This window comes from Pseudomonas sp. FW306-02-D09B, assembly GCF_058782685.1.
Genome location: NZ_JBYSXY010000008.1, coordinates 207,698 through 230,526, shown reverse-complemented (window position 1 = coordinate 230,526; position 22,829 = coordinate 207,698). Strand labels below are relative to the sequence as shown.

The following is a 22,829-nucleotide window of genomic DNA, read 5'->3' as shown; positions in this document are numbered from 1 at the left end:
CGGTGGATCAGTCGCCATCAATGTTGAAGGTGATGGCCTCTTCGCGAGCAAGCCCGCTCCCACATGGGTTGTGATTTTCTGATCCTTAACTGGCAGGCCTTGGTCCGACAACTACTTATTCCTCTGCGTTGAGTCACTTCAATGGCAATTACTCGCAGCGACTGGGAGCAACGCTTCCAGTCCTTAACAATCGAAGGTCGGGCATTCATTGACGGCCACTACTGCTCGGCACTCAGTCGCGACACCTTTGAATGCGTGAGCCCGGTGGACGGCCGCTTCCTGGCGAACGTCGCCAGTACCGACGAAGCCGACGCGAATGTGGCGGTGCAGGTTGCGCGCCGGGCGTTTGAGTCTGGCGTCTGGGCCAAGCTGGCCCCGGCAGAACGCAAGCGCATCCTGGTTCGTTTCGCCGATCTGATTCTGGCGAACCAGGAAGAACTGGCGCTGCTGGAAACCCTCGACATGGGCAAGCCGATCAGCGACTCCATGGCCATCGACATTCCAGCGACCGCCAACGCGATCCGCTGGAGCGCCGAGGCGATCGACAAGATCTACGACGAAGTTGCAGCGACGCCGCACGATCAGTTGGGCTTGGTCACTCGTGAACCGTCGGGCGTAGTCGCGGCCATCGTGCCGTGGAACTTCCCGTTGATCATGGCCAGCTGGAAGTTCGCACCGGCCCTCGCGGCGGGTAACTCGTTCATCCTCAAGCCTTCGGAAAAGTCGCCACTGACGGCAATCCGCATCGCTCAACTGGCGCTCGACGCCGGTATCCCGAAAGGCGTGTTCAACGTGCTGCCGGGCTTCGGTCACACCGTCGGCAAGGCGCTGGCGCTGCACATGGACGTCGACGTGCTGGCCTTCACCGGCTCGACGGCGATTGCCAAGCAACTGCTGATCTACGCCGGGCAGAGCAACATGAAACGCGTCTGGCTGGAAGCCGGCGGCAAAAGCCCGAACGTGGTGTTTGCCGACGCCCCGGATCTGCGCGCGGCAGCTACAGCTGCGGCCAGTGCGATTGCCTTCAACCAGGGTGAAGTCTGCACCGCCGGTTCGCGTTTGCTGGTGGAACGTTCGATTCGCGAGCAGTTCATCCCGCTGCTGGTGGAAGCACTGCAAGCCTGGAAACCGGGGCATGCCCTTGATCCGGAAACCACCGTCGGCGCGGTCGTCGATCAGCGCCAACTGGACAACGTGCTGCGCTACATCAGCATCGGCAAAGAGCAGGGCGCCCAACTGATCGCGGGCGGCAATCGCGCCCTTGAAGACACCGGAGGCCTGTACGTGGAACCGGCAATTTTCGACGGTGTGACCAACGCCATGACCATCGCCCGGGAAGAGATCTTCGGCCCGGTGCTGTCGCTGATCACCTTCGACACCGCCGAGGAAGCGCTGGCGATTGCCAACGACAGCATCTTCGGTCTGGCCGCCGGCGTCTGGACCAGCAACCTGAGCAAGGCGCACACCTTCGCTCGCGGCTTGCGCGCCGGCAGCGTCTGGGTCAACCAGTACGACGGCGGCGACATGACCGCGCCGTTCGGCGGGTTCAAGCAGTCGGGTAACGGTCGGGACAAATCGCTGCATGCGTTCGATAAATACACCGAACTCAAAGCGACCTGGATCAAGCTCTAACACTTCTACAACGGCGGTCGCAGGCGCGTGCGCGCGACCGTTCGGGAACTCAATCATGCAAAAACATGTAAACAGCTACTACGCCGCAACCCGCAACGAGACCATCGATTTTCCGGTGCTCGAAGAGCTGGTCGAGTGCGATGTCTGTGTCATCGGCGCGGGCTACACCGGTTTGTCGTCGGCCCTGTTCCTCAGTGAAGCGGGCTACAGCGTCACCGTGCTCGAAGCCGCCAAGGTCGGCTACGGCGCCAGCGGTCGCAACGGCGGTCAACTGGTCAACTCCTACAGCCGCGACGTCGATGTCATCGAAGAGCGTTACGGCGACAAGACTGCCGAAGTGCTGGGCAGCATGATCTTTGAGGGCGCGGACATCATCCGTTCGCGCATCAAGCAGTACGACATCAAGTGCGACTACAAGCCCGGCGGCATTTTCGCAGCGCTGAACAAGAAGCAGCTCAAAGGCCTGGCCGAGCAGAAAAGCAGCTGGGAGCGCTACGGCAACAAGAACCTGAGAATGCTCGACGCGGCCGAGATCAAGCGCGAAGTCGGTTGCGACAACTACGTCGGCGGCCTGCTGGACATGCAGGGCGGCCACATCCACCCGCTGAACCTGGCACTCGGTGAAGCCGCGGCCATCATCGGCCTGGGCGGCAAGATCTACGAGCAATCAGCAGCGGTGGAAATCACCTACGGCGAGCCGATCACCGTGCGCACCGCTAAAGGTGTGGTGCGGGCCAAATACCTGCTGATCGCCGGTAACGCCTACTTGCCTCAGGACCTCGACAACCGCGTCACCCGCAAGAGTATGCCTTGCGGTTCGCAAATCGTCGTCACCGAGCCCTTATCGGCCAAAGTCGCCAAGAGCCTGATCAGCAATAACTACTGCGTCGAAGACTGCAACTACCTGCTTGATTACTACCGCCTGACCGCCGACAACCGCTTGCTGTACGGCGGCGGCGTGGTCTACGGCGCCCGCGAACCGGACGACATCGAGCAACTGATCCGCCCGAAAATCCTCAAGACCTTTCCGCAATTGAAGGACGTGAAGATCGACTACCGCTGGACCGGCAACTTCCTGCTGACCATGTCACGCATGCCGCAATTCGGTCGCATCGAGAAAAACGCCTACTACATGCAGGGCTACAGCGGCCACGGCGTCACCTGCTCGCACCTGGCTGGCAAACTGATCTCGGAAATGATCCGCGGCGACGCCGAACGCTTCGATGCGTTCGCTTCCCTGCCGCACATGCCCATGTTCGGCGGCCGCACCTTCCAGGCCCCGCTCACCGCCATGGGCGCTGCGTATTACGCGCTGCGTGACCGTTTCGGTATCTAGGTTGCACCTCGCCGGTGGCCACCGCTAAATGGGGCCGCCGGCTTTTTTATCAGCCGTTTATCGAACCTGCTGAGCAACACCAGCAAACGTGATTTAATAGCCGCCTTTCACGGTTCCGGGACAGGGGAACGGCGTGATACGCGGCCACCGCGCCCACCCGTCACCCACCCCCATTACCCTTAAGTCGTTCTCACATAAGGCTGTCATGGATACGGGTTCTCGACTCAAATTAGTACGCGAAAGCTACAAACTGTCCCAGCGCGAGCTGGCCCGGCGTAGCGGCGTCACCAATGCCACCATCTCCCTGATCGAACAGAATCGAGTCAGTCCTTCTGTCAGCTCCCTGAAAAAGCTCCTCGAAAGCATCCCCATGTCTTTGGCGGACTTCTTCACCTTCGATCAACCGCCCCAAGAGCACAAATACGTCTTCCGCGCTAACGAGCAGCCCGACCTAGGCCGTGATGGCCTGCGTCTTTTGCTGATCGGCGCGTCGGTGCCGAGTCGGCAGATGCGGCTGTTGCGCGAGCAATACGCACCGGGTGCCAGTTCTGGCGAAGAGCCGATTGTGCATGTGGAAGGGGAGGAGTGTGGGCTCGTTACCCGTGGCACGGTTGAGCTGACCGTGGATGGGCAGATTAGTGTACTCAACGCTGGCGACGGGTATTACTTTCCGACGACGCTGCCGCATCGGTTTCGGAATATTGGGGCGGATGAGGCGGAGATCATCAGTGCCAACACCCCGGCGAACTTCTGATGGGAAAGGCGGCTTGAGGGCTGCTTCGGTCCCGAGTGTGCGAAAACCTGCACCTTTACCTGACGCTGGATTCAAAAAATGAACGATCGGCTTTGCCTTGTCTTTGTTCCAGCATTAGTAGCTCTTCTCACTAATGCCGAAAAAACAAAAGGCTCTCCGTTGACTGAATCGGAAGTACTTACGATCAGAGATCAAGCAGCATGTATTGCAGTCCCGGTAAGCTCCGCAATTGAAATGGAAGAAAAGCGTGGGTACGCAGACATAGTGGCAGAAGACTGTTGGGTTGGATGGCTGTCCGCACGATCCCAGATATTTGGTTCTTAGATCAGTCCATCGCTATGCGTTTAAGCCCGTCATCATTTCGCTCCAATTGACAATCCGGATCATCCAAAACACTATCACCCCATGACCTACACACGCCGCATGAACATGATGTGCTCCTCCATGACCGCCTCTGGCGGGCCGTGAGGTCATGCGTTCGTAGGATTTGACGTAATTACCCAAGGCCCCGCCAGAAATGGACGGGGCTTTTTAGTTCTCCGTCCACCGATGGCTAACGGAGAATGAAATGTTCGAGATCAGACGCGCTACGCCAAGCGATTCCCAAACAGCCTTCGACATTCGCCTTCAAGCGATACGGCACCAGTGCATCGGCGCCTATACCGCGGAGCAAATGCTGGCCTGGACGGCAGGATCAGCCGAGGACGGGTACAGCGACCTGATGGAAAAACACTTTTATCTGGGCTGTGTTCAAGGAGAACCGGTGGCGACGGGAATGCTTGATCTGGAGAGCGGCGAAATCGGCGCGATCTTTGTGCTTCCGGGTTTTATGCAGCAAGGCATCGGTTTGAAAATCCTGAACCACCTGGAATGCTTGGCACGGGATCTGGGGCTGAAAGAAGTCAATCTGGACGCTACGTTGAACGCGGCTGATTTTTACCGGCGCTGCGGTTTCGTGGGTGACGAACCTGCTATTTACTATTCACCTTCCGGGCTTCAGTTGGCTTGTGTACCGATGGTGAAAGAGCTTTTGTAGGTCAGGCATGGGGTAGTTGCTTAACTGGCTACAGACCCCGGGGGGCGGGGGCTCGTGCAAGACGTAATATTCCTGATGGCCACGATTGACAAACTCTCACGACTTGTAGGAATTTAGCCGCCCGCAGATAAGGCATATCTGCGAATGGCCAAAAAACGGCCGTTAATCACCACACAAAGGATTGTCTATGCAAGGTTCAAACACCGTTGCCCAACCGGCGGACGGTCAGCTGGTGCATGCGCATCAGAACACCCCCCACATGAACATTGCCCAGCAAATTCTCGAATGTCTGTTTCGGCGTCGCAGTCTTGCCCCGGAACAGGATCATGAGCTTTCGTTGCAGGTGCTGGAACCCCATCTGGCGAAGGTGATGCAGGCGGTCGAGAGCGGTCGCAAAGTCGAAATGGTTTTGCCAGCCTTTCCCGGCAAGTCGCCCAGCCGCAAGAAAACCCTGAGCCATCTCCCTGATCTTGCTGAACACCATGCAATCGACGAGTTACACCGCCTGTGTGAGGAGATCCAGGAGATCTATGCACCGGGCGCGCTGATTCATATCTGCTCCGATGGCTATGTGTTCTCTGACCTGGTGCATGTTCCCGATTCTGACGTCAAGGCTTACACCGACGCTATCCAGGACTACGCCGATCAGCTTTATCCCGGTACGTTCGCCCATTTCGACCTCAGGGATGCCTATCCTCAGCTTGATTGCCTGGACGCCATGCGTGAGGAGATGATGATCGAGCACGGCCAGTCATTGATCCTGTTGCAGCAGCGCTTCAAAGATGAACCACACATGATGTTGATGTACTGCGGTATCCATCGCTTTCTGTCCGAGGATTATTCGGGGCTCAAGGTATTCGCCGGCATGAGCCTGAATGCGGTGAAGAAGGTCGCCAAGCCGGCCTCCCAGCGAGTGATTCAGCGCAGTGAAGCCTGGAGCGCCCTGTTACTGGCGCGCTACCCGCATTGCCTGCGCCTGTCGATTCACCCGCAACTGGCGGTGTCGACGAAGATCGGTATCCGGCTGGTGCCAACCAGTGACCTGTGGCGCACTCCCTGGCATTCGGTAGCCATCAAGCGACGGGGTGTGGTTACCCTCGAAAAACGCAGTAATGTCGATGAGCGCTACCACCGTCTGGTGTTCCGCAAGGGGCGTCCTTGTCACTACGCCAGTGCTCAATGATGGCGTCTCGGTTGCGGGTCGAAGCCGTACTCTTCGATTTGGATGGAACCTTGGTCGACACCTTGCCGGACATCACCTGGTGCCTGAACCAGGTGTTACTCGAACACGGTTGCCCGGCGCTGACTGCGCAAACGGTGCGGGGGTATATCGGTGGCGGGACCACTGCGATGATTGAGCGGGTTGCCGCGCAGTTTGGTATCGCTGATGCGATCACCCTGCACCAGCGCTACGTGACGCTGTATCAGCACAACCTGGTTCAATTTTCCCGGCCATTCAGCGGTGTACTGGAATTGCTCGAAGGCTGCCGCCAGTTACAGCTGCCGCTGGCTATCGTGACCAACAAGGCCGAGGAAATGGCCTTGCAGGTTTCCAGAGCATTGCTGCCGCAGAATGCTTTCGGGCCGATTCTGGGGCATCGCACGGGCAGGTCACTCAAGCCTCAGCCAGATGTGGCGTGGGAAGCCGCGCGGCGGTTGTCGGTTGATCCGCAACGCTGTTTGTTCGTCGGTGACACAGAGATCGACCTGAAAACTGCCCGTGCCGCAGGTATGTACTCGGCAGCGGTCACCTGGGGGTATGGCCTGACTCAGACGTTGCAGGCCCAGGCTCCGGACTTCTGCTGTGAGCAACCGGCCGGGTTGTTGCGCATTCTGCAGCAAGCCTGCGAGACAGCGCATGCGCTCACCGAGTACGGCGATACCGTCAAATCCTATTGATACACACAAACCCTCAAGGAAGTTGTTCTATGGAACATAGAGACGCCTGGATCGCTGCCGTCAGCGATTTGCTGGCTGGTTATTTGCTCAAAGGCACGGATGATTGTTTCGAAGCACAAGGCAGGGCGCATCTGGCGCGCAGCCTGGGGCAGTGCTTTGATCAAAACCTGCCAGTACGTCTGGTACTGCCAGGTTTTCCCTGCAAGTCGCCCAATGCCAGTGACCAGACCTTCGGCGTGCTGCCGGATTATGGTGAGGTGATGGCCATCGAGCGCCTCGACCAGCTCGGCCAAGCCATCGCCGCATTGCACACACCGGGCTGTGTGGTGTCGATCCTCAGCGACGGGACGACGTTCAATGACATCGTTGGGGTGGCCGACGACGTTCGCGCAGCCTACAACCGGGCTTTGCGTGAACTGTGCACCACCCATACGATTCAGTGGGTCAGCATGGAAGACCTGTTCCCGCAGGCCCAAAGTGCCGAGGCGGTCCGCGCCAGCCTGGTCAAGCAGGCCCGTCTACCCTGGAAAAACCTTGGAGAACTGATCGAGCAGAGCCGGCACGATGAATCCCTCAGCCAGGCCCATGACAACCTCTGCAGTCATTTGTACAACGACCTGCGCCTGTGCCGTGAGGACGGGCAGAGCGAGGACGAGTACCTGCAGCAAATTAACTTCAAAGCCTACCAGATGATGTTTCGCGGGCAGGCATTGAATGCGGCAGTGGATCGTTTCTTCGGCGACGACATTCGATTATCGGTCCATCAGTACAGCAATGCCGGACCCAAATTCACCTTTGGGTTGGCTGCAGGGCTGACCCGTGTCGACAGCCCTTGGCATGCCGTGCCGGTGTGCAACATCGATGGAAGCCAGCGTCTTCGCGCACGGGCTCAGGTCGACCTCGACCACCATGTGCTGGTCACTTGGCAGGGGCGGCCATGGCTCTACCACCAAACAGAAAACCCGCAGGCCCAAGGCTTCGAATACGAACTGCAAAAGCTGCCGCTATTTGGCCTGGTGGTGCGAGACCCGCTGGGGCTGGGTTTCGAACGACTGTCCACCAGCCTGCTGGAGGCACTGGTGGAAACCTTTGGTTTCGTCTGTCTCAAGGGCTGTCGCTTCGACGACCAGGACAGTTTTGCTCGCAGCTGCGAACGCTTTGGCACGCTGTACGAATGGGCCTTCGGTGCCGTGCATGTGGTCAAGCCCGCGGACAAACCCCAAGGCGTGGTGCACTCGCTGGAGAAAACGCCGTTGCACTGGGACCTGAACATGCTGCCCGACAGCGACCCGCAGGTTCAGCGCAATCCGAAATTCTGCGCCAGCAAATTCATGCTGTATTGCAAGACAGCGCCGCAGCCGGGCGAGGGCCAGACCACCATCGTCGACAGCCGAAACGTGCTGCGAAAAGTCGGGCAGCACGTCGCCCGACAATGGCAGGCAGTGAACATCACCTACTACACCAAGATGACTTACTTCGGCGGTTCGCCGCGCATGTACAGCCTGGTGGATCGTCACCCCCGTAGCGGCGAACTCATCCTGCGTTACCAAGAGGGCACCGACTCGACATTGCAGACCCTGAGCCAGTCTGTGCAGGACCATGACGAGCAGGCCCAGCAGGCGCTGCTTGAACAGGTCAACGCGCTGGTTTATGACCCGGATTGCCTGATCGCCCATCAATGGAGCGAAGGTGATCTGGTGCTGATCGACAACTATCGGACGCTGCACGGCCGACTGCCGATGTCGCCGGCTTCCTCCTCGCGGGAGCTGTGGCGGGTACAGGTTTACTAACTGCTATTGTCTGGCAGGCCATGGGGACAGGGCCTGCCAGAAATCCCCTTATAGGTAGCCCGTTTGACGTCACTGGGGCTGCCTTCACATTCGTTTAGCTAAACTGGTATTCGTACGAAGCAACGTGTTGAGTAAATAATTTCTCATATAAGTGATATGGAACGCCGAGGATATTTATCTCAATGCAAGGAGGCAGAAGCTCTTTCGAATAATCCAGGATGCTCACGCCAGCGCATGGAATAACCATGCCTGCTTCAGTCTGAACAGAAATATTTAGTGCGGACTGATCGTGATGGTTTGTGCAACACTCATTCTGGATTACAGCATACCCATCGGCAGGTTCGAACTGACCAAAAACTACACCCATGGGTGGATCCCCTTGTTCGAGTGTCGAGTGCCCTACCAAAACATCTCCGCTATAAATTGAGAATCTCTCCACAGTGATGTCTACCTTTTATACAAAAACAGGAAGGGGTGGATTTATTTACTGCCTTGGCGGGTTCCGCTCCCAGGCACAAATCTTGGCCCAAAAATAAATCTGTGGCCCCTTTGTTCTCTATAGACGGACATTGAACTCACAGAGCTGCGTTTGGTGTTGTGCCACGCCTGTAAACGATCAGGCTGTTCGATGTAGCGATAATTAAGGTTTGGCCAGTATAGGAGAACCCGAAAGCTCTCAGTCCGATCTCGATCGCCAGTTTGTGAAAGGCACAGGCCTGTTTATACCGGGCGCCATACAGCCACGAACCCGGCTCGACCAGAAGTAAATGATGGCACGGCCAATTCAAGGGAACGTTCTCGATCACCCAACCGTCGAAAGCACCCACAGGCAGGCTGCCTCCATTGATACCGGCCATGGGGATAGTCTTGCCTGTCAGTGGACCGATACCTTCAGCCTCCAGGTACTGATTACTTTCGACATCCTCCGTATAGTCTCTTGCGATCTTCTGACCTGTCAGGCAATCGATAACGCTACGTCCTGAGCTGGAGGTCACCAGCAACAGTTCGGAGTCGCGGTCGAAACCAACTTCCAGAAGGCTTCCCACGGCAAACTGAGCGGCGATCTCCCAAGGGGGCGGTGGTGGGGAGATGGGAAGCTGGCCGATAGTCTGACGCAGTGGATCGAGGTATGAAGTATTCATGTCGGTCGAACGAGCCTGAAAATTTCGCTGTACGTTAGCACAGGTGATGCGAGCGTCCACTTTCGCCCTAGGCTGGGTGAAAACGCATGCGCCGTTTTGAAGTCTGCGTTGCTACGTAAAATCTGCCAGCGTTTGGTTAATCTGCGGGCCGGAAATCTGCTTGGGAAAAAGGTGACAGATCTATTTGAGTAAATGGATCTGTCACCTTTGTATAGGGTTAGGCTGCACTGTTAATTGCAGCTTCTAAATGTTTAATCGTATCGTACTCTCCGAGTGCCGATAGAGCCTGATTAACTATAACCCAGCTATCACCTAGCTTCCCTGTTATGTGGTACTGGTAAAGATTGTAAATTGAATAATATGCCATTTCCATGTCGGCACTAAATTTTAGATCTTCGTCTTGTAGGGCCGCAGCAGGTTCTAAGTATCGCTCATTAATATTTAATTCGTCTTTACCGTGGATGACTGCTTCTATTGCATCGTAGGGTAAAGAAAAGTCAATTTTTTGCACTGTTCCTGCAATGGTTTCACGGTATTCAGTGATTCCGTTGTTGCTGGTGTAGTTAAGCCAAAGCTTATAAGCCTTTTTGCAAAGATCAATCTGGACCTTTTTTTGTTTCTCTGGATTTAACTCAGAATATTTTTTCGCTACTGGATGCATACAAAGCCTAATGTTTGGTTTAGGGGAGGGGCGCGGAGTAGGGAAAAGGTGACAGATCTATTTGAGTAAATAGATCTGTCACCTTTTTGTTTTCTAGGGAAAAGGTGACAGATCTATTTTAGTAAATAGACCGGTCACCTTTTTGTTTTCTAGAAACTACAAAACCTGTAACAGGCTGTCCGTGATTATTCCCGAAAAAATCGTCTCGACCGGTCCGGTCAGAAAGACAGGTCCCTTGCCATCCCATTGAACCGTTACAGTCCCGCCATCACATTCCACCTCAACGGAGTTGTCTAGCAAGCCACGACGAATTCCGTTAACAGCGGCGCCACAAGAGCAGGAACCTGAACCAAGCGGAATACCGCCCCAGCGCTCCCAAATGCGCAATCGAATGTGCTTTCGGTCAATGATCTGGACGAAATGCACGTTCGTTCTGAGGGGAAATAGGGGGTTGGTTTCAATTGTCGGTCCAATTGTTGCGATATCAACAGCCGTTAGATCATCCACAAAATAGGTGCAGTGCGGATTTCCCATGCTGCAAGCTGCTGGGTCACCAGCAAGTGGCAAAACAGCAGAGTCCATTTCCAGAGCCAGAGGTATATCCGACCAGCCGAAAAGCGGCTCTCCCATGTCGACAGAAATTGCGCCAGTTGAGGTTCGTTCGCATGTCAGTAGACCACGGTTGGTTCGGAGCGCTATCGAAGTAATATTTGATTCGCGCATCAGCATATCCGCGGCACCCCGCGTTGCGCTGCCGCAAACGTCCAGCGTGGAGCCATCTGCGTTCCAAAACATCAAACGCGCATCTGCATCATCGCAATCGAGCACCACTGCGAGTTGATTGAATCCGACTCCTTGGTTCCGATCCCCCATCCGCCGAGCCATGTTACTTGTCATTGGATTGGACGAGTTTCGCGAGTCCACGATAACGAAGTCATCGCCGTTGGCGTGCATTTTATGAAAGCTCAGCGGCATTGATAGACCCTGGCGACGAGGCATATGGTGAATTGACGTTTAAAGGCGATCTAGCCTTGTTCGTATGATTTTTTCAAGCGGTGTGAAAGTTCGAGAGACAGATGTGTTTCATAGATGCATACCTTAGACGACGGCATCAAAGGGTGAGTTGCCCGGACGGTTACGCAGACGCGTTTGAGTGGTCTCTTTTGGTCGGTAGCAGCTGGCGCTATTGACCTTCAGCTTTTAGCCGTCTAGCAAAGCTTTAGCACCAGCTCTTCCTCTTACACTGAGTACGCTGCCGCCAGCGCGTGTTCTCGCATACGTCGGTATCCCCAAATGGCTACGAGGAGCACCGCTGCCCCTGCCGCTAACGCTACGTTGAATCCATAGCGTGCACCTTCCATATCCACCAACTGGCCGGACGCTGCAGCCCCCAGAGCTACTCCAACATTCAAGCCGGCCAGCAACCAGGTCATCCCTTCAGTCAATTGTCTTTCCGGCACGATTCTCTCTACCAGTGACATCGCCACAATCATTGTTGGCGCAAAGAACAGGCCTGCTACCAGGACCGCGCCAGCGAGCCCGGCAATGTTGCCAGCCATTAACAAGGGTAGTGTCGTCGCTGCGGTGGCCAGACCACCCATCAGCAAGAGTTTGTGTAACGGCGTTTTCAGTTTGAGCGCACCAAACAGCAGGCCGGCTGCGCACGAAGCGATGGCGTAACACGACAGCACGATACTGGCCGCCGCAGGACTGCCCATTTGTTCGGCGAACGCGACGCTCACGATATCGACCGTCCCGACGATGACGCCCATCGCGACCATCAACAATGTTAACAACCGGACATCCGACAGGCGAAAGACCGAGGCTGTGCGCGTGCTTATTTCTTCAGCGGATTCCACGGGGGGGGCGGTAGCGACTTGCGCAGCCAAAGCAAGTGCGCCGATCACCAGCAGTGCTACCGCCGCTAACGGCCCAGCCTGTGGGAAGACGGCCACGCTCAAGCCAACGGAAATGGGAGGGCCTGCGATGAAGGTAACTTCGTCTAGCACTGTTTCCAGTGAATAAGCCGTTTGCAGGTGCGGCTTGCCCCTGTAGATAGCCGTCCAGCGGGCGCGGACCATCGCTGACATGCTCGGCATGAAACCCGCCAGCGCGGCTGCCACGAACAGAGTCCAGTCGGGTGTATGCCAGTAGGTGCAAGCTAGTAGCAGAAGAATGCCCAGAGCGCTGATGCCGGTAGACACCGGCAGTACCCGGCGCTGACCGTATCGATCCACCAAGCGCGAAACTTGCGGCGACATCAATGCGTACGTCAGGACAAAGGTAGCTGAGACCGCGCCGGCCAGCGCGTAGCTGCCCCGCAGCTGTGACAGCATTGTAATGATGCCGATACCCGTCATAGGTAGCGGTAAACGGGCGAGGAGGCCGGCCACGGAAAAACCCTTGGTGCCGGGGGCTTGGAACAGTACTCGGTACGGATTGGCCATGCTCGATTCTCCTTATCGAATTAGCGCAGCTTGCTTGGGCGTCGCTGAACTGAAAAAATACATTCATCGCGTATGATTAAAATCCTATAATCATACGAGGTGAATGTAAACGGCTTATCAACCCAGGAGAAATCATGGCTCGACGTACTCGCGCTGACATGGAAGAAACCCGCGCCACACTGCTCAAGACTGCACGCCAGATTTTCAGCGAACGCGGCTATGCAGAGACGTCCATGGATGATTTGACAGCACTGGCTAACCTGACCAGGGGCGCGCTTTATCATCATTTTGGAGACAAGAAAGGCTTGCTCACCGCTGTGGTCGCACAGATTGATGCTGAGATGGATGCGCGGTTACAAGCGATTTCGGACAGCACCGAAAACGCGTGGGAGGCCTTCAGAAACCGCTGCCGTGCTTACCTGGAAATGGCGCAGGAGCCTGAAATCCAACGCATCGTGTTGCGTGATGCCCGGGCTGTACTGGGTAGCTCTCCGCCGGAGGCGCACCGTCATTGTGTTGCCTCTCTACAGAAAATGCTTGAGCAACTGATGCTCCAGGAGGGGGTTGTGCAGTCCGATCCCGAAGCACTGGCGATGCTGATCTATGGAAGCTTGTGCGAAGCAGCCTTCTGGATCGCAGAAGCAGAGCCTGGTTCGAACAGGCTGTCGCAAGCGCTCGGGGCACTGGAGCTTCTGCTCAAGGGCGTCCGTAGCTGAAATCAGGAACATAGGGGGCGGAGTCCAGTGTCGGCAATATCTGCTCACGGGGGAGGGCAAGCATCGTTATTAGTGTGTTGTCGTGCAGTGTCTAGCCTCTTAAATAACTTCAGGGCAGGCCCTGAGTGCAGTGGCCTCCAAAAAAACTCCGATACCTCGACCCGTCACTGCACAATAAAGTCGCGAACAGCCCGAATAGTCTGTGTCGGCGCCTCTTCCATCAGCCAATGTCCTGCCCCCGGCACCACCACTTCCGTGACCTTGTCCGCCGCATTGCGCATCACGATCGCTTCATTGCTCCCAAAAGACTTTTCACCACCAATGGCCAGCACCGGCATTGTCAGTCGCGTCGCCATCGAGGTTTTGTTGTCCACTTCATCCTGACGAATGCTGCGGAACTGGGCGAAGGCTGCGTGCATGGCGCCCGGACGGGCATAGAGTTTGGCGTAATGCTGGCGGGTTGCTTCATCCACCTTGGTGGGATTGCCCGCGAACTCGTTCCAGAACCGGTCCAGGTAGATGCGCTCACGACCGGCCACCAGGCGTTCAGCATCCGGCCCACCGAAGTCGAAGTGCCAAAGCATCGGTGAGCGGACAATCTCGTTCCAGGGCGGAATGCCCGGCACGGGCGCATCCATCACCACCAGACGATCGGTGCGCTGCGGATAACGCGCGGCGTAGGCGTAGGCGACCATGGTGCCGATGTCGTGGCCGATGACCACCGAATGTTCGATACCCAGCGCTGCGAGCACCGCACGGATGTCGCCCGCCTGGGTCTTCTTGTCGTAGCCGCTGTCCGGGATCGACGACAAGCCCATGCCGCGAAGGTCCGGCACCACGACCGTATGATCCCGGGCCAGATCGGCAGCCAGTGGCGCCCACATATCGCCGGTATCGCCAAAGCCATGCAACAGCACCACGGCCGGCCCCTTGCCACCGACGCGCACATGCAGTGTGACGCCTTCTACTGGAATGTCCTGAATACGAAAGGAGGCAGGAAATGGCGTCACCTGAGCATGTGCCGGGAGGCTTAGAGCAAGCAGCATGAAAGTGGTCAACAGGGCGCGGATCATGATGGTGTCTCCAGGCGCAAGCATGGAAGGGGGGCCGAGCCAATGTGTGTGTCGCTTGGGCGGCAGAGTTGACCGCGTAACGTGATGCACAGAGTCGACATGTGTCATTCAGTAGCAAGCCGATAGGATCAGAATGGCGAGTCTTCTGAAGCACGATAAGGTCCCGATCGGATGAGCTTAGACCGTTTGGGTGTGGATGCTGGTTGTCATCCTGACCCAGTGCGGCGGCGTCACCGATGCCAACAAAGCTGCCGTGGGTCAAAGGCAGAAATCGGCCAAAAGCGGTCACGAACTGTCGACAAAATCGGAGGCGATTCATACTGGCCTGGGCTGCATACCACATGGATGGCAACCCGATCCCAATAGGCGGCTCTTTCTATGAGGACTGGCCTCCTGACGCAGCCGAAACAAGGTAGTATTCGCCTGCTTTCGGCCATGAACCGCCGTTCGCAGATAAGCGTCGTAAGCGGTCAATCGATCAGTTTGAAATGCTATCTTTCATCATTCGTTAAGGCTCTTCATGACTGATTTTCACAACATGACGGAAGCTCGGGCGCAAACCATCATCGACGAAGGCATCCCATCAGAAGAGATGCTTCGCGAACTGCTTATTCTTTGCTGGCACTCGTCCCAAGTAGCAGACTCGTTCTTTCTATCTCACGCCAACTGCACCCGTTTTCTCGTCCAACTGGCGGAGATCGCAATTGACGAGAAAGACTATCAAGGCGACGCACCGCCCGCTGCTGCTTACTACCTTGAGAAGCTACCACCTCCAATGTTAAAGGACGTCGCGGATATCCTGCTACGTGGTTTTCCCGTCGAGGAGTGCGGCCACAACAATTCACTAGCTGTAGCAATTGCACTCTCTGGGGTCGAAGGTGGCAGGACAAAAGTTCAGGGCGCATACGAGAATGATTTCCTCAACACTGACAGCTACGAAAAGGCCATAGCAATCTATGCCAAGCACTCGGAGCCCTAACCCTACGCTCAAGTTCGCTCCCTTTGGTCGCTGGGACGCGCCTTCGGCGCGCCCCTTAGCTGTTCGTTAGAGATTTCGCTGTGAGGCTACTTCTTCTCCTCTTGGCTGCGATTGCCTCGCTTTCGTGCTTTGCCGAAGAGCAGGCCTGGCCATTCGACCAAAGCCCAAATGTGGCGGCCATTACCCAAAGACAAGTTCTTTATGAAAAGGCAGCAATCCTCTTGGTGTCACACGACGCCGAAGATCACGGATGGCAATTCCTGACCGGGTCAATTCCACCAAGTTCAGGTAACGCTGCGGTGGCAGGTATGGAACAGCTGGTTAGGATTGACCCTTCATTGAAGGAAATCGCCGATCTTCCAGTTGGCTGGCGAGCACATCGAGAACGAGTTGGCGCGAAGTGGGTTCGTGAGAAGAAGTCAAAGTAGAGGTCGCGCGAAGTTGAACCAGACCTCTACGTGCCAGACAGCGCCGGCGTTCAAACGTCCCCTTTCCAATAGCCTGACTGTCTCCTTAGGGTTGATAGATGCCCGTGACGGAGGGTCGCAATCGACCCAAAGCTGACATCAGGCGATGGATGCTCTTGGCCAATAGCCGTGATTAAGCAACCAGCGTAATCTTTCGGCCTTCCCGCACAATTGAGGTTAGTCACAGATGACGGAACAGCTTTGCGTTGTATTCATTCCGGCGCTTTCGGTGGCTTTGCAAAGCGCCGAAACGAACAAAGGCTCCCCACTTACAGAGTCCGAGGCACTCAAGATCCGTGATGAAGCGACATGTGTTGCAGTTCCATTCGGCGTCGCCCTGGATATGGAGAACGAACGTGGTTTCCGGGACTTAGTTGCCGAGGACTGCTGGAATGAATGGCAGCGACTACGGCTCTCAATGAAGAAATGACTCCTTTGGCTTGCACCAATACTCATAAAATGCCGTCTTCACCTGCCCATTGCTGCCGAAATGAGAGGCAGCTATTGGCCGAGGGTGTGTAAAAACGTTTTTGAGCGCGACAGGCACTCAAAACTGGACTGGAAATCGCGCTTCTACGCGAAATCCACATCTGCTGACGGGTCGATAAATTTCAGATTAAACGTAGACGCGCACACTTCAATTTTGGCGAAGCGTTTTTACACACTCTGCCGAATGCAGCCAATTGCAACTGCAGCTTTCGGCCAATCGCGCACGCTCAATCTTGATTTTCAGACTCTCCTGATGCCACTGCCAGGATCGCCCCATATGCGCCTTCCTCAGGGACATAGGAAACAAATCTGTCACTGGCATCCTTTTGCACCCAAAGGCGTCCACAGTTCTGGCATTCGTAGGCAGTCGACATTCGGTGAATGTAGATGCTGGATATCCGGCCTTGCAGTTCGTCAGTAGCGCTGATCCAGGGTGCGAACTCGCCAAATGCCTCAGCTATCGCAGCCTTGTCTCCGGACTCCGCAGCCTCTACCAGAGGTTTGAGCTCACGGTGCACTTCATCCCAAAATTCATTTTCTACCTCGTCGCGAAGCAGGCTCGCCTTATAGGGCGAGCTGTCGGTCTGATCGGTAATCACATGGCCACACTTGCAACCCAGTTTGCTCATTTGCGGTTCATCACCCTGGCGTTCGATCACTACGTTAAATGGCGGACAACTCTTTGGCAAAACTTTCGACTTGGGCAGGAGTAATTCACTCAGCCCTTCAGGCTTTCATCAGCCTGTAAAAGTCCTCCAGCGCCTCGCGAAATTCCGCCAGGGAAAAACTGACCGGGCGATTCTCGGCGTCCCATAGAGTGGTAATACCGACTTCCAGGCCGTTGGGCGAGCGCGTCTTCTTCCTCGTCCAACAACCACATCAATGAATGACCGTTCAGGTCTAGATCGGGGTATTCGAGGTGACTGTTTAGCCACTCCTCGATAGGTACATCGTTGATAAACAGCCAGGCACAGCGGCTACGGCTAAACTTCGCTTGATGGTAAGCGGCATGGATGCGGTGATGCATAAGAGGTCCATTCAACGATAGAGGGCCAATGGATCACTCGGTGGGAAAACGCTCGAGTCCGCGTGAGTCGCCGAACAGGTTATCGCCAAGTTCAACGCTTGCTGAAGGGCAACCGCGCGGTAAACGGCTCGTGCCAATAGGGGACGTCAAACCTTGGCATTTTTCGTTTACGTGTCGTAGCTAGCCGATGCGGGAAGTGTTCCAATTACGGAATTTCTGAAAATAATTGAAAGGTAATCAGCAATGTCAGATGCGACCGATGAAGCATTTTATGATCGTGCAGACGCGCATATAAACCTGTCGAACGAGCAACTGAGGGAGTTCGGAGACCTTGGCAAGGTAAGCGCGTCGATGATGTTTGGCACCACTAGATTCAATGCTTGGGTGAGCGCTCGCAACTTCAAATCAGGCGAGGAAATGGCGCAGGCTCGCGAAATGATGTTGAAGTATTTTTGTGAGCAGTACCGGATGATGCTCGAGGATAATCTCGACGACCATATCAACAACTTCAGCAAGTACATGACTGCGAAAGACGCCTGATTGATCTTGATTGCTCTCGGTGATTGACTGTATTTGGTCGTTGGCAGTCGATCTCGATGCGCCGCTGTCGTCCAGAAGCACGCCGACCGCAAGTTGTTTTAATCGAAGGAGTGTTTTTAGTGAGCAGCCATAACCACGACTTGAGAACTGACTTCATAGAAGCGCTCAAGGAAATCACCGCGCTGATGTCCATTGCATACGAGCAAGCCGGTCCAGTACCGGATGACCATGCGTTAGCTCAGGCAGGTTTAGAGAGTGGTGGTGAAATCGTGCTGGATTATGTCGATCACAACGAGGCTGGAATAGCGTTCGAACACCTGCTTTATATGATTAATGAGCCACCGCTCATTGTTTCTGAAGAGTGCACAAAGATATTGGCCTGAGTCGCAAAGACTCAGGAGATGCCGTTTACAGGGGACGAAAGCAGTCGCCTATGAAGGGCAGCTTCTGGCCGAGGCTGTGTAAAAACGTTTTTGAGCGCGACAGATACTCAAAACCGGACTGGAAATCGCACTTCTACGCGAAATCCACATCTGCTGACGTGCCGATAAATTTCAGATTTCACGTAGACGCACACACTTCAATTTTGGCGAAGCGTTTTTACACACTCTGGGCCGGAAGCGGTTAGTCGATTACGACTGACCGCTTCGCGCAGGATAAACACGGAATGTAAGCAGGTAAAAAAAACCGCAGCAATGCGGTTTTTTTGCGACTAAATGCAGGTCACTGCCCCTTAGACATATCAAACCCACGCTGCTCAATCACCCCAAACACATCAGCCACATCCTGGACCATGATCCGGGCGATGTTGGTAACGGTGTTGATGTCATTCTCAGCGTAGTCGGGGAGGCTGGTACAGGCCATCAGGTTCAGGTATTTGAGGACGGCGTTGAGGCGTTCGCTGACGCAGTTGTGGAGTTCGCGTAGCGGGGCGTCGCTGTCGATGTGCAGGACTGGGCTGTCGGTGGCGAATTGGGACATGGGGGTGAAGCGGTGGGGCGGGTTTTGAGTCGTCATGATTTTGATCCTAAAAAGATAAATCAAAACCGTCATAACCAATTCACAGGCGGAAACCGGCTGTGTCGTGCCTGACGGTACTGGTGCTCTTCTTAGGGCTGCGAAACCCTGTCGCCAACAATGTCAGCGACGGGTCGAATATAAGCGTCGGTTTTTGGCGCCGCAACCGGGGTGTAGGACGCTACGCAGTCATTGTGGCGAGGGGGCTTGCCCCCGTTCGGCGGCGCAGCCGTCGTAAATCGGGCGTTGCGGAGTGTCTGAGGAAATTGGGAGGTAGGGCTTGGGGCTGCTTCGCAACCCAGCGGGAGCAAGCTCCCTCGCCACGGTGGGTGGATTCCTACGAGATTTTCGGAGCTGAAAATAAAAAGATCGTCCAAACGCGGCCCGAGCCTTCGGCAGCTCCGAGCGTGGGGGAGTGGAAGTCCGTCGTGGGTTGGCTCAAGCTCGGCATCAACGTGAGCAACCGCTACGGCTTTGTAGCCAAGGAAAACCGAGATGACTCAAACACTGGAACGTGCCATCGCCATTGCTGCTGCCGCTCACGAAGGGCAGGTCGACAAGGGCGGTTCGCCGTACATCCTGCACCCGCTGAAAGTGATGCTGAGGGTCGACACCCTGGAAGAACGGATCGTGGCGGTTCTGCATGACGTGGTCGAGGACTGCGGCATCAGCCTCGATGATTTGCGTCAAGAAGGCTTCAGTGAAACGGTGCTGGCGGCCATTGAGTCTGTCACCAAGCTGCCGGGAGAGTCCTACGAGCTGTTTGTCGAACGGGCGGCGCAGAACCCGATAGGCCGTGTGGTCAAGCTGGCTGACCTTGAAGAGAACAGTGACCTGTCCCGAATCGCACAGCCGTCCTGGGAAGATCTGGAGCGAATTGAAAAGTATCGGCGGGCGATTGGCAGACTGCGTTCGTAGCGAGCCAACTCGGCATTTAGGCCTCAGCTATCACTCACATCTGCACTGGCGTGCAAAGCTCCACCAATGTCCCGTCCGGGCAGCGAACGTAGGAGACGGTTTGCCCCCAGGGTTTGATGAGCGGGGCGGCTATTTCAGTGGCGCCGGCGTGTAGCGCTTTGGCATGGGCGGCGGGGACGTCGTCGGTCACCAGGCCCACTTCGATGCCCAGTGGTTTGGGGGAGGCGTGGGCCGAGAGGTGGCCGGTGCTGAAGTTCATCGCCGCGAGTTCGTCGGCGGCGAATGCCAGGGTGGTTTCGCCGGTGTCGAGTTCGCCGTAGGTGGCGGATTCGTGGAGGAAGCGGGTGGCAATCCCGAAGGCGGATGAGAAGAACTGGAGTGAGGCTGCAACGTCCGGGACGTAGATGATCATGTAGCCGAATTTCATGTGCAAACATTCCTTGTTGTGACATTGGGGTGGCAAATCCAGCAGAAGGCGGACGCACCCTCGCATCCGCCTGTCATTCCACTACAGAGCCATTTACTTGCGTAACGCCGGAGTCCTTGGCGGAATCATCCGCTTCGTCCCCGTCGCCTCAAACGCCGAAGCCAACCGCAGCAACGTCGAATCGTCATACGCACGACCGGCAAAGGTCAGCCCGACCGGCATGCCGATGTCCGGCATCACACCCATCGGCACGGTGACTGTGGGCACGCCGAGGTGGCGGATGGCGAGGTTGCCGTTGGCGACCCAGATGCCGTTGCTCCAGGCGATGTCCGCCGAGGTTGGGTCGACATCGGCATTCGCCGGGCCGACGTCGGCGACGGTCGGGAACAGCACGGCATCGAGGCCGAGTTTGTCCATCCAGTCTTCGAGGTCGATTTTACGGGTCTGTTCAAGGCCTCGCAGGCCGTCGGGCACGGTGGCGATCTGGTCCCACGGTGTAAGGCCGCGCTCGGCCATCCGCACGTATTCGTCCATGCCGGCGGCGAGGTCGCCTTCGCGGTTGGGCAGGGTGCCGGGGTCGTGCGGGAAGATCAGCGGTCCGTTGACGTCGACCAAGCGATTCAATTTTGGATCGCCGTTGGCTTGCAGGAAGTCATCGAACGCCCACGCGGTCAGGTCCCACAGCTCATGGTGGAGGAACTCTTTGGAGACGATGCCGCGATTGAACACGGTCGGCGCGCCGGGGCGATCGCCTTCGCAGTTGGAGACCAGCGGGAAGTCGACGTCGATCACTTCGGCGCCAGCCGCTTCAAGTGCCTGGCGAGCCTGTTCCCAAAGCCCGATCACCGAGGCGCGGGTGTTGATTCGCTGCCCGGTCGGGCCACCGATGCCCGGTGCTTCAGAGGTGCCGGCTTCGGGATCGGCGTTGATGTACATCCGCGGAATGCCGAAGCGTTTTCCGGTGAGTGCATCGGGATTGGCGGCAAGCGCCACATAGGAGGCGGGACGCACCGAAGCGACGCTCGGGATCGGCACCCAGGGTTGCATCCGCCACAGGTCGCCGCGTGTGTCGGGATCTTCTGCCACCACCACGTCGAGCACTTCGAGCAGGTCGGCCATGGTTCTGGCAAACGGCACGACCACGTCCATGGTCGGCGTCAACGGCCAGTTGCCGCGCACCGAGATCACCCCGCGTGATGGCGTGTAGGCGCACAGGCCATTGTTCGAGGCAGGGCCGCGTCCGCTCGACCAGGTTTCTTCCGCGAGGCCGAAGGCTGCGAAACTGGCGGCAGTGGCGGTACCGGCGCCGTTCGATGAGCCAGAGGCGAAAGGGGCGGTGAGGTAGTCAGCGTTGTACGGGCTTTCTGCCCGGCCGTAGACCCCGCGCTGCATGCCGCCGTTGGCCATGGGCGGCATGTTGGTCTTGCCCAGGCAGATGGCGCCGGCCGCGCGCAGCCGTTCGATGGTGAACGCATCGCGATAGGCAATCAGGTTGGCGAAGGCCGGGCTTCCGGACGCGGCGGTCAGCCCCTTCACCAGATAACTGTCCTTGGCCGTGTAGGGAATGCCATCGAGTGGGCCCAGCGTCTGGCCTTTGGCGCGGCGGGCATCGGATGCCCGCGCCTCGTTCAGCGCCTCGGGGTTGCGCACCACCACCGCGTTAAGGGCGGTGGGCGTGTCGGGGCCGTCGTAGGCATCGATTCGGGCGAGGTAGGCCTGCACCAGCTCAACCGCCGTGGTCTGGCCCGATTCGAGCGCCGCCCGCAGTTGGGCAATGGGAACCTCGGTGACCTCGATCATGCTGCTCTCTCAAAATGGGTGTTCATAGGGTTTCTCGTGGCACTGTAGTACGCGACAGTGTCTTGGCGTTCAATCTGAGCATTCTATTAAACGCCCGGCAAAAAAGAGCAGAAAAAAAACCGCAACACCGTGTAAGGCCAGTCAGTCAGGAGATTCCGGGGCGAGGCAAGTCTGCTGTCGATTCACGACTCGCCGCCAACAAATCTCACTCTGTGGCAGTCAGACGGTCCAAGTTTTTGACCGCGTGATGAGCGAACTTCAATCGGCATCAGAGGCTCGCCGGACTCGTTGTCGATCAGCACAGAACGCGTCTCCTGCGGCTTGAACAGGAAACGTTCGCCCCACTGCCTCATGCTGACCACAACTGGGAAGATCTCCCGTCCTTTTTCCGTAAGGACGTACTCCTTGTAGGCGCTGCCATCTGACGCCGGTCGAACGTCGAAAACCCCGACCTCAACCAGCGTCTTCAGTCGCGATGCGAGAATATTCTTGGCCACGCCCAAGCTCTTTTGAAATTCGCTGAATCGGCGAATGTCGTCAAACGCGTCGCGGATGATCATGAGCGACCAACGATCCCCGATGGCCTCCAGTGTTCTTGCGACCGGGCATTCGCTGCTGTGTGGTGAGGCATCTTCGAGCATTTTTTTGACCTTGCGGAATGTGGAGTGGCCAAGCCTGT

26 protein-coding genes are annotated in these 22,829 nt (G+C 56.6%); 15 read left to right on the top strand and 11 right to left on the bottom strand.

Translation table 11 applies throughout. From position 1 onward, the window contains the following. Positions 1 to 141: 141 nt before the first annotated feature. The 8 genes from AC3WK5_RS16055 (at position 142) to AC3WK5_RS16020 (ending at position 8,447) form a co-directional block, all read left to right on the top strand. The gene (locus AC3WK5_RS16055; protein ID WP_103320234.1) at positions 142 to 1,632 is read left to right on the top strand and encodes an aldehyde dehydrogenase; all 1,491 of its coding nucleotides are present in this window, start codon (positions 142 to 144) and stop codon (positions 1,630 to 1,632) included. A 55-nt stretch (positions 1,633 to 1,687) separates the two neighbouring features. Beyond that, a complete protein-coding gene (locus tag AC3WK5_RS16050) occupies positions 1,688 to 2,968 on the top strand; it encodes an NAD(P)/FAD-dependent oxidoreductase (RefSeq protein WP_173859954.1) in 1,281 nt (426 codons plus the stop codon). A 205-nt stretch (positions 2,969 to 3,173) separates the two neighbouring features. Then, on the top strand, positions 3,174 to 3,722 hold the full coding sequence (locus AC3WK5_RS16045; RefSeq protein ID WP_054598121.1) for a cupin domain-containing protein: 549 nt from the start codon (positions 3,174 to 3,176) through the stop codon (positions 3,720 to 3,722). Between the two features lie 78 nt (positions 3,723 to 3,800). Next, positions 3,801 to 4,046 (top strand): hypothetical protein, encoded by a 246-nt coding sequence (locus tag AC3WK5_RS16040; RefSeq protein ID WP_103316065.1) that lies wholly within the window; start codon positions 3,801 to 3,803, stop codon positions 4,044 to 4,046. A gap of 244 nt (positions 4,047 to 4,290) precedes the next feature. Next, a complete protein-coding gene (locus AC3WK5_RS16035; RefSeq protein ID WP_103316064.1) occupies positions 4,291 to 4,758 on the top strand; it encodes a GNAT family N-acetyltransferase in 468 nt (155 codons plus the stop codon). A 187-nt stretch (positions 4,759 to 4,945) separates the two neighbouring features. Then, entirely contained in the window at positions 4,946 to 5,941 is a 996-nt protein-coding gene (locus AC3WK5_RS16030) for an isocyanide synthase family protein (protein ID WP_103316063.1), read from the top strand. After that, entirely contained in the window at positions 5,941 to 6,657 is a 717-nt protein-coding gene (locus tag AC3WK5_RS16025) for an HAD family hydrolase (protein ID WP_103316077.1), read from the top strand. The genes AC3WK5_RS16030 and AC3WK5_RS16025 overlap by 1 nt, the downstream gene beginning before the upstream one ends. A gap of 29 nt (positions 6,658 to 6,686) precedes the next feature. Further along, positions 6,687 to 8,447: an isocyanide synthase family protein gene (locus tag AC3WK5_RS16020; protein ID WP_103316062.1), complete on the top strand. Its 1,761-nt coding sequence runs from the start codon at positions 6,687 to 6,689 to the stop codon at positions 8,445 to 8,447. 575 nt (positions 8,448 to 9,022) lie between these two features. On the opposite strand, the gene AC3WK5_RS16015 is transcribed toward AC3WK5_RS16020, so the two are convergent. From AC3WK5_RS16015 to AC3WK5_RS16000, 4 genes are all read right to left on the bottom strand, one after another. Further along, a complete protein-coding gene (locus AC3WK5_RS16015) occupies positions 9,023 to 9,589 on the bottom strand; it encodes a hypothetical protein (RefSeq protein ID WP_103316060.1) in 567 nt (188 codons plus the stop codon). A 217-nt stretch (positions 9,590 to 9,806) separates the two neighbouring features. Then, positions 9,807 to 10,250 (bottom strand): hypothetical protein, encoded by a 444-nt coding sequence (locus AC3WK5_RS16010; protein WP_103316059.1) that lies wholly within the window; start codon positions 10,248 to 10,250, stop codon positions 9,807 to 9,809. A 156-nt stretch (positions 10,251 to 10,406) separates the two neighbouring features. Further along, positions 10,407 to 11,225 (bottom strand): diaminopimelate epimerase, encoded by an 819-nt coding sequence (dapF, locus tag AC3WK5_RS16005; RefSeq protein ID WP_103316058.1) that lies wholly within the window; start codon positions 11,223 to 11,225, stop codon positions 10,407 to 10,409. A 263-nt stretch (positions 11,226 to 11,488) separates the two neighbouring features. Next, positions 11,489 to 12,697 carry an MFS transporter gene (locus AC3WK5_RS16000; protein WP_103316057.1) on the bottom strand — a complete coding sequence of 403 codons (1,209 nt, stop codon included), beginning with the start codon at positions 12,695 to 12,697 and terminating at the stop codon, positions 11,489 to 11,491. 134 nt (positions 12,698 to 12,831) lie between these two features. Here AC3WK5_RS16000 and AC3WK5_RS15995 point away from each other — a divergent pair, with 134 nt between their 5' ends. Then, a complete protein-coding gene (locus tag AC3WK5_RS15995; RefSeq protein ID WP_103316056.1) occupies positions 12,832 to 13,413 on the top strand; it encodes a TetR/AcrR family transcriptional regulator in 582 nt (193 codons plus the stop codon). A 164-nt stretch (positions 13,414 to 13,577) separates the two neighbouring features. Here the strand turns inward: AC3WK5_RS15995 and AC3WK5_RS15990 are convergent, their stop codons facing one another. Continuing rightward, positions 13,578 to 14,486: an alpha/beta fold hydrolase gene (locus AC3WK5_RS15990; protein WP_103316055.1), complete on the bottom strand. Its 909-nt coding sequence runs from the start codon at positions 14,484 to 14,486 to the stop codon at positions 13,578 to 13,580. Positions 14,487 to 15,006: 520 nt separating this feature from the next. Between AC3WK5_RS15990 and AC3WK5_RS15985 the strand changes: the two genes are divergently transcribed. From AC3WK5_RS15985 to AC3WK5_RS15975, 3 genes are all read left to right on the top strand, one after another. Then, a complete protein-coding gene (locus AC3WK5_RS15985) occupies positions 15,007 to 15,465 on the top strand; it encodes a hypothetical protein (protein ID WP_103316054.1) in 459 nt (152 codons plus the stop codon). An 80-nt stretch (positions 15,466 to 15,545) separates the two neighbouring features. Then, entirely contained in the window at positions 15,546 to 15,893 is a 348-nt protein-coding gene (locus tag AC3WK5_RS15980; protein ID WP_103316053.1) for a hypothetical protein, read from the top strand. 226 nt (positions 15,894 to 16,119) lie between these two features. Continuing rightward, positions 16,120 to 16,362 carry a hypothetical protein gene (locus AC3WK5_RS15975; RefSeq protein WP_103316052.1) on the top strand — a complete coding sequence of 81 codons (243 nt, stop codon included), beginning with the start codon at positions 16,120 to 16,122 and terminating at the stop codon, positions 16,360 to 16,362. A 286-nt stretch (positions 16,363 to 16,648) separates the two neighbouring features. On the opposite strand, the gene AC3WK5_RS15970 is transcribed toward AC3WK5_RS15975, so the two are convergent. Beyond that, complete coding sequence (locus tag AC3WK5_RS15970) at positions 16,649 to 17,050, bottom strand: DUF8617 domain-containing protein (RefSeq protein ID WP_256585167.1); 402 nt, start codon at positions 17,048 to 17,050, stop codon at positions 16,649 to 16,651. Positions 17,051 to 17,139: 89 nt separating this feature from the next. Beyond that, positions 17,140 to 17,448 (bottom strand): hypothetical protein, encoded by a 309-nt coding sequence (locus AC3WK5_RS15965; protein WP_256585166.1) that lies wholly within the window; start codon positions 17,446 to 17,448, stop codon positions 17,140 to 17,142. Positions 17,449 to 17,691: 243 nt separating this feature from the next. Between AC3WK5_RS15965 and AC3WK5_RS15960 the strand changes: the two genes are divergently transcribed. Together AC3WK5_RS15960 and AC3WK5_RS15955 are read left to right on the top strand one after the other, a co-directional pair. Then, positions 17,692 to 17,988 carry a DUF3144 domain-containing protein gene (locus AC3WK5_RS15960; protein ID WP_103316050.1) on the top strand — a complete coding sequence of 99 codons (297 nt, stop codon included), beginning with the start codon at positions 17,692 to 17,694 and terminating at the stop codon, positions 17,986 to 17,988. Between the two features lie 119 nt (positions 17,989 to 18,107). Further along, positions 18,108 to 18,371 (top strand): hypothetical protein, encoded by a 264-nt coding sequence (locus AC3WK5_RS15955; RefSeq protein WP_103316049.1) that lies wholly within the window; start codon positions 18,108 to 18,110, stop codon positions 18,369 to 18,371. Between the two features lie 340 nt (positions 18,372 to 18,711). Here the strand turns inward: AC3WK5_RS15955 and AC3WK5_RS15950 are convergent, their stop codons facing one another. Next, the gene (locus tag AC3WK5_RS15950) at positions 18,712 to 19,005 is read right to left on the bottom strand and encodes a fructose-bisphosphate aldolase (protein ID WP_103316076.1); all 294 of its coding nucleotides are present in this window, start codon (positions 19,003 to 19,005) and stop codon (positions 18,712 to 18,714) included. A gap of 495 nt (positions 19,006 to 19,500) precedes the next feature. Between AC3WK5_RS15950 and AC3WK5_RS15945 the strand changes: the two genes are divergently transcribed. After that, positions 19,501 to 19,923, top strand: coding sequence for an HD domain-containing protein (locus tag AC3WK5_RS15945; RefSeq protein ID WP_103316047.1), 423 nt, complete (start codon positions 19,501 to 19,503; stop codon positions 19,921 to 19,923). Positions 19,924 to 19,957: 34 nt separating this feature from the next. Here the strand turns inward: AC3WK5_RS15945 and AC3WK5_RS15940 are convergent, their stop codons facing one another. The 3 genes from AC3WK5_RS15940 to AC3WK5_RS15930 form a co-directional block, all read right to left on the bottom strand. Beyond that, positions 19,958 to 20,350 carry a VOC family protein gene (locus AC3WK5_RS15940; protein WP_103316046.1) on the bottom strand — a complete coding sequence of 131 codons (393 nt, stop codon included), beginning with the start codon at positions 20,348 to 20,350 and terminating at the stop codon, positions 19,958 to 19,960. Between the two features lie 93 nt (positions 20,351 to 20,443). Further along, on the bottom strand, positions 20,444 to 22,150 hold the full coding sequence (locus tag AC3WK5_RS15935) for an amidase (protein ID WP_103316045.1): 1,707 nt from the start codon (positions 22,148 to 22,150) through the stop codon (positions 20,444 to 20,446). 182 nt (positions 22,151 to 22,332) lie between these two features. Next, complete coding sequence (locus AC3WK5_RS15930; RefSeq protein ID WP_054598387.1) at positions 22,333 to 22,791, bottom strand: winged helix-turn-helix transcriptional regulator; 459 nt, start codon at positions 22,789 to 22,791, stop codon at positions 22,333 to 22,335. Positions 22,792 to 22,829 lie beyond the last annotated feature (38 nt).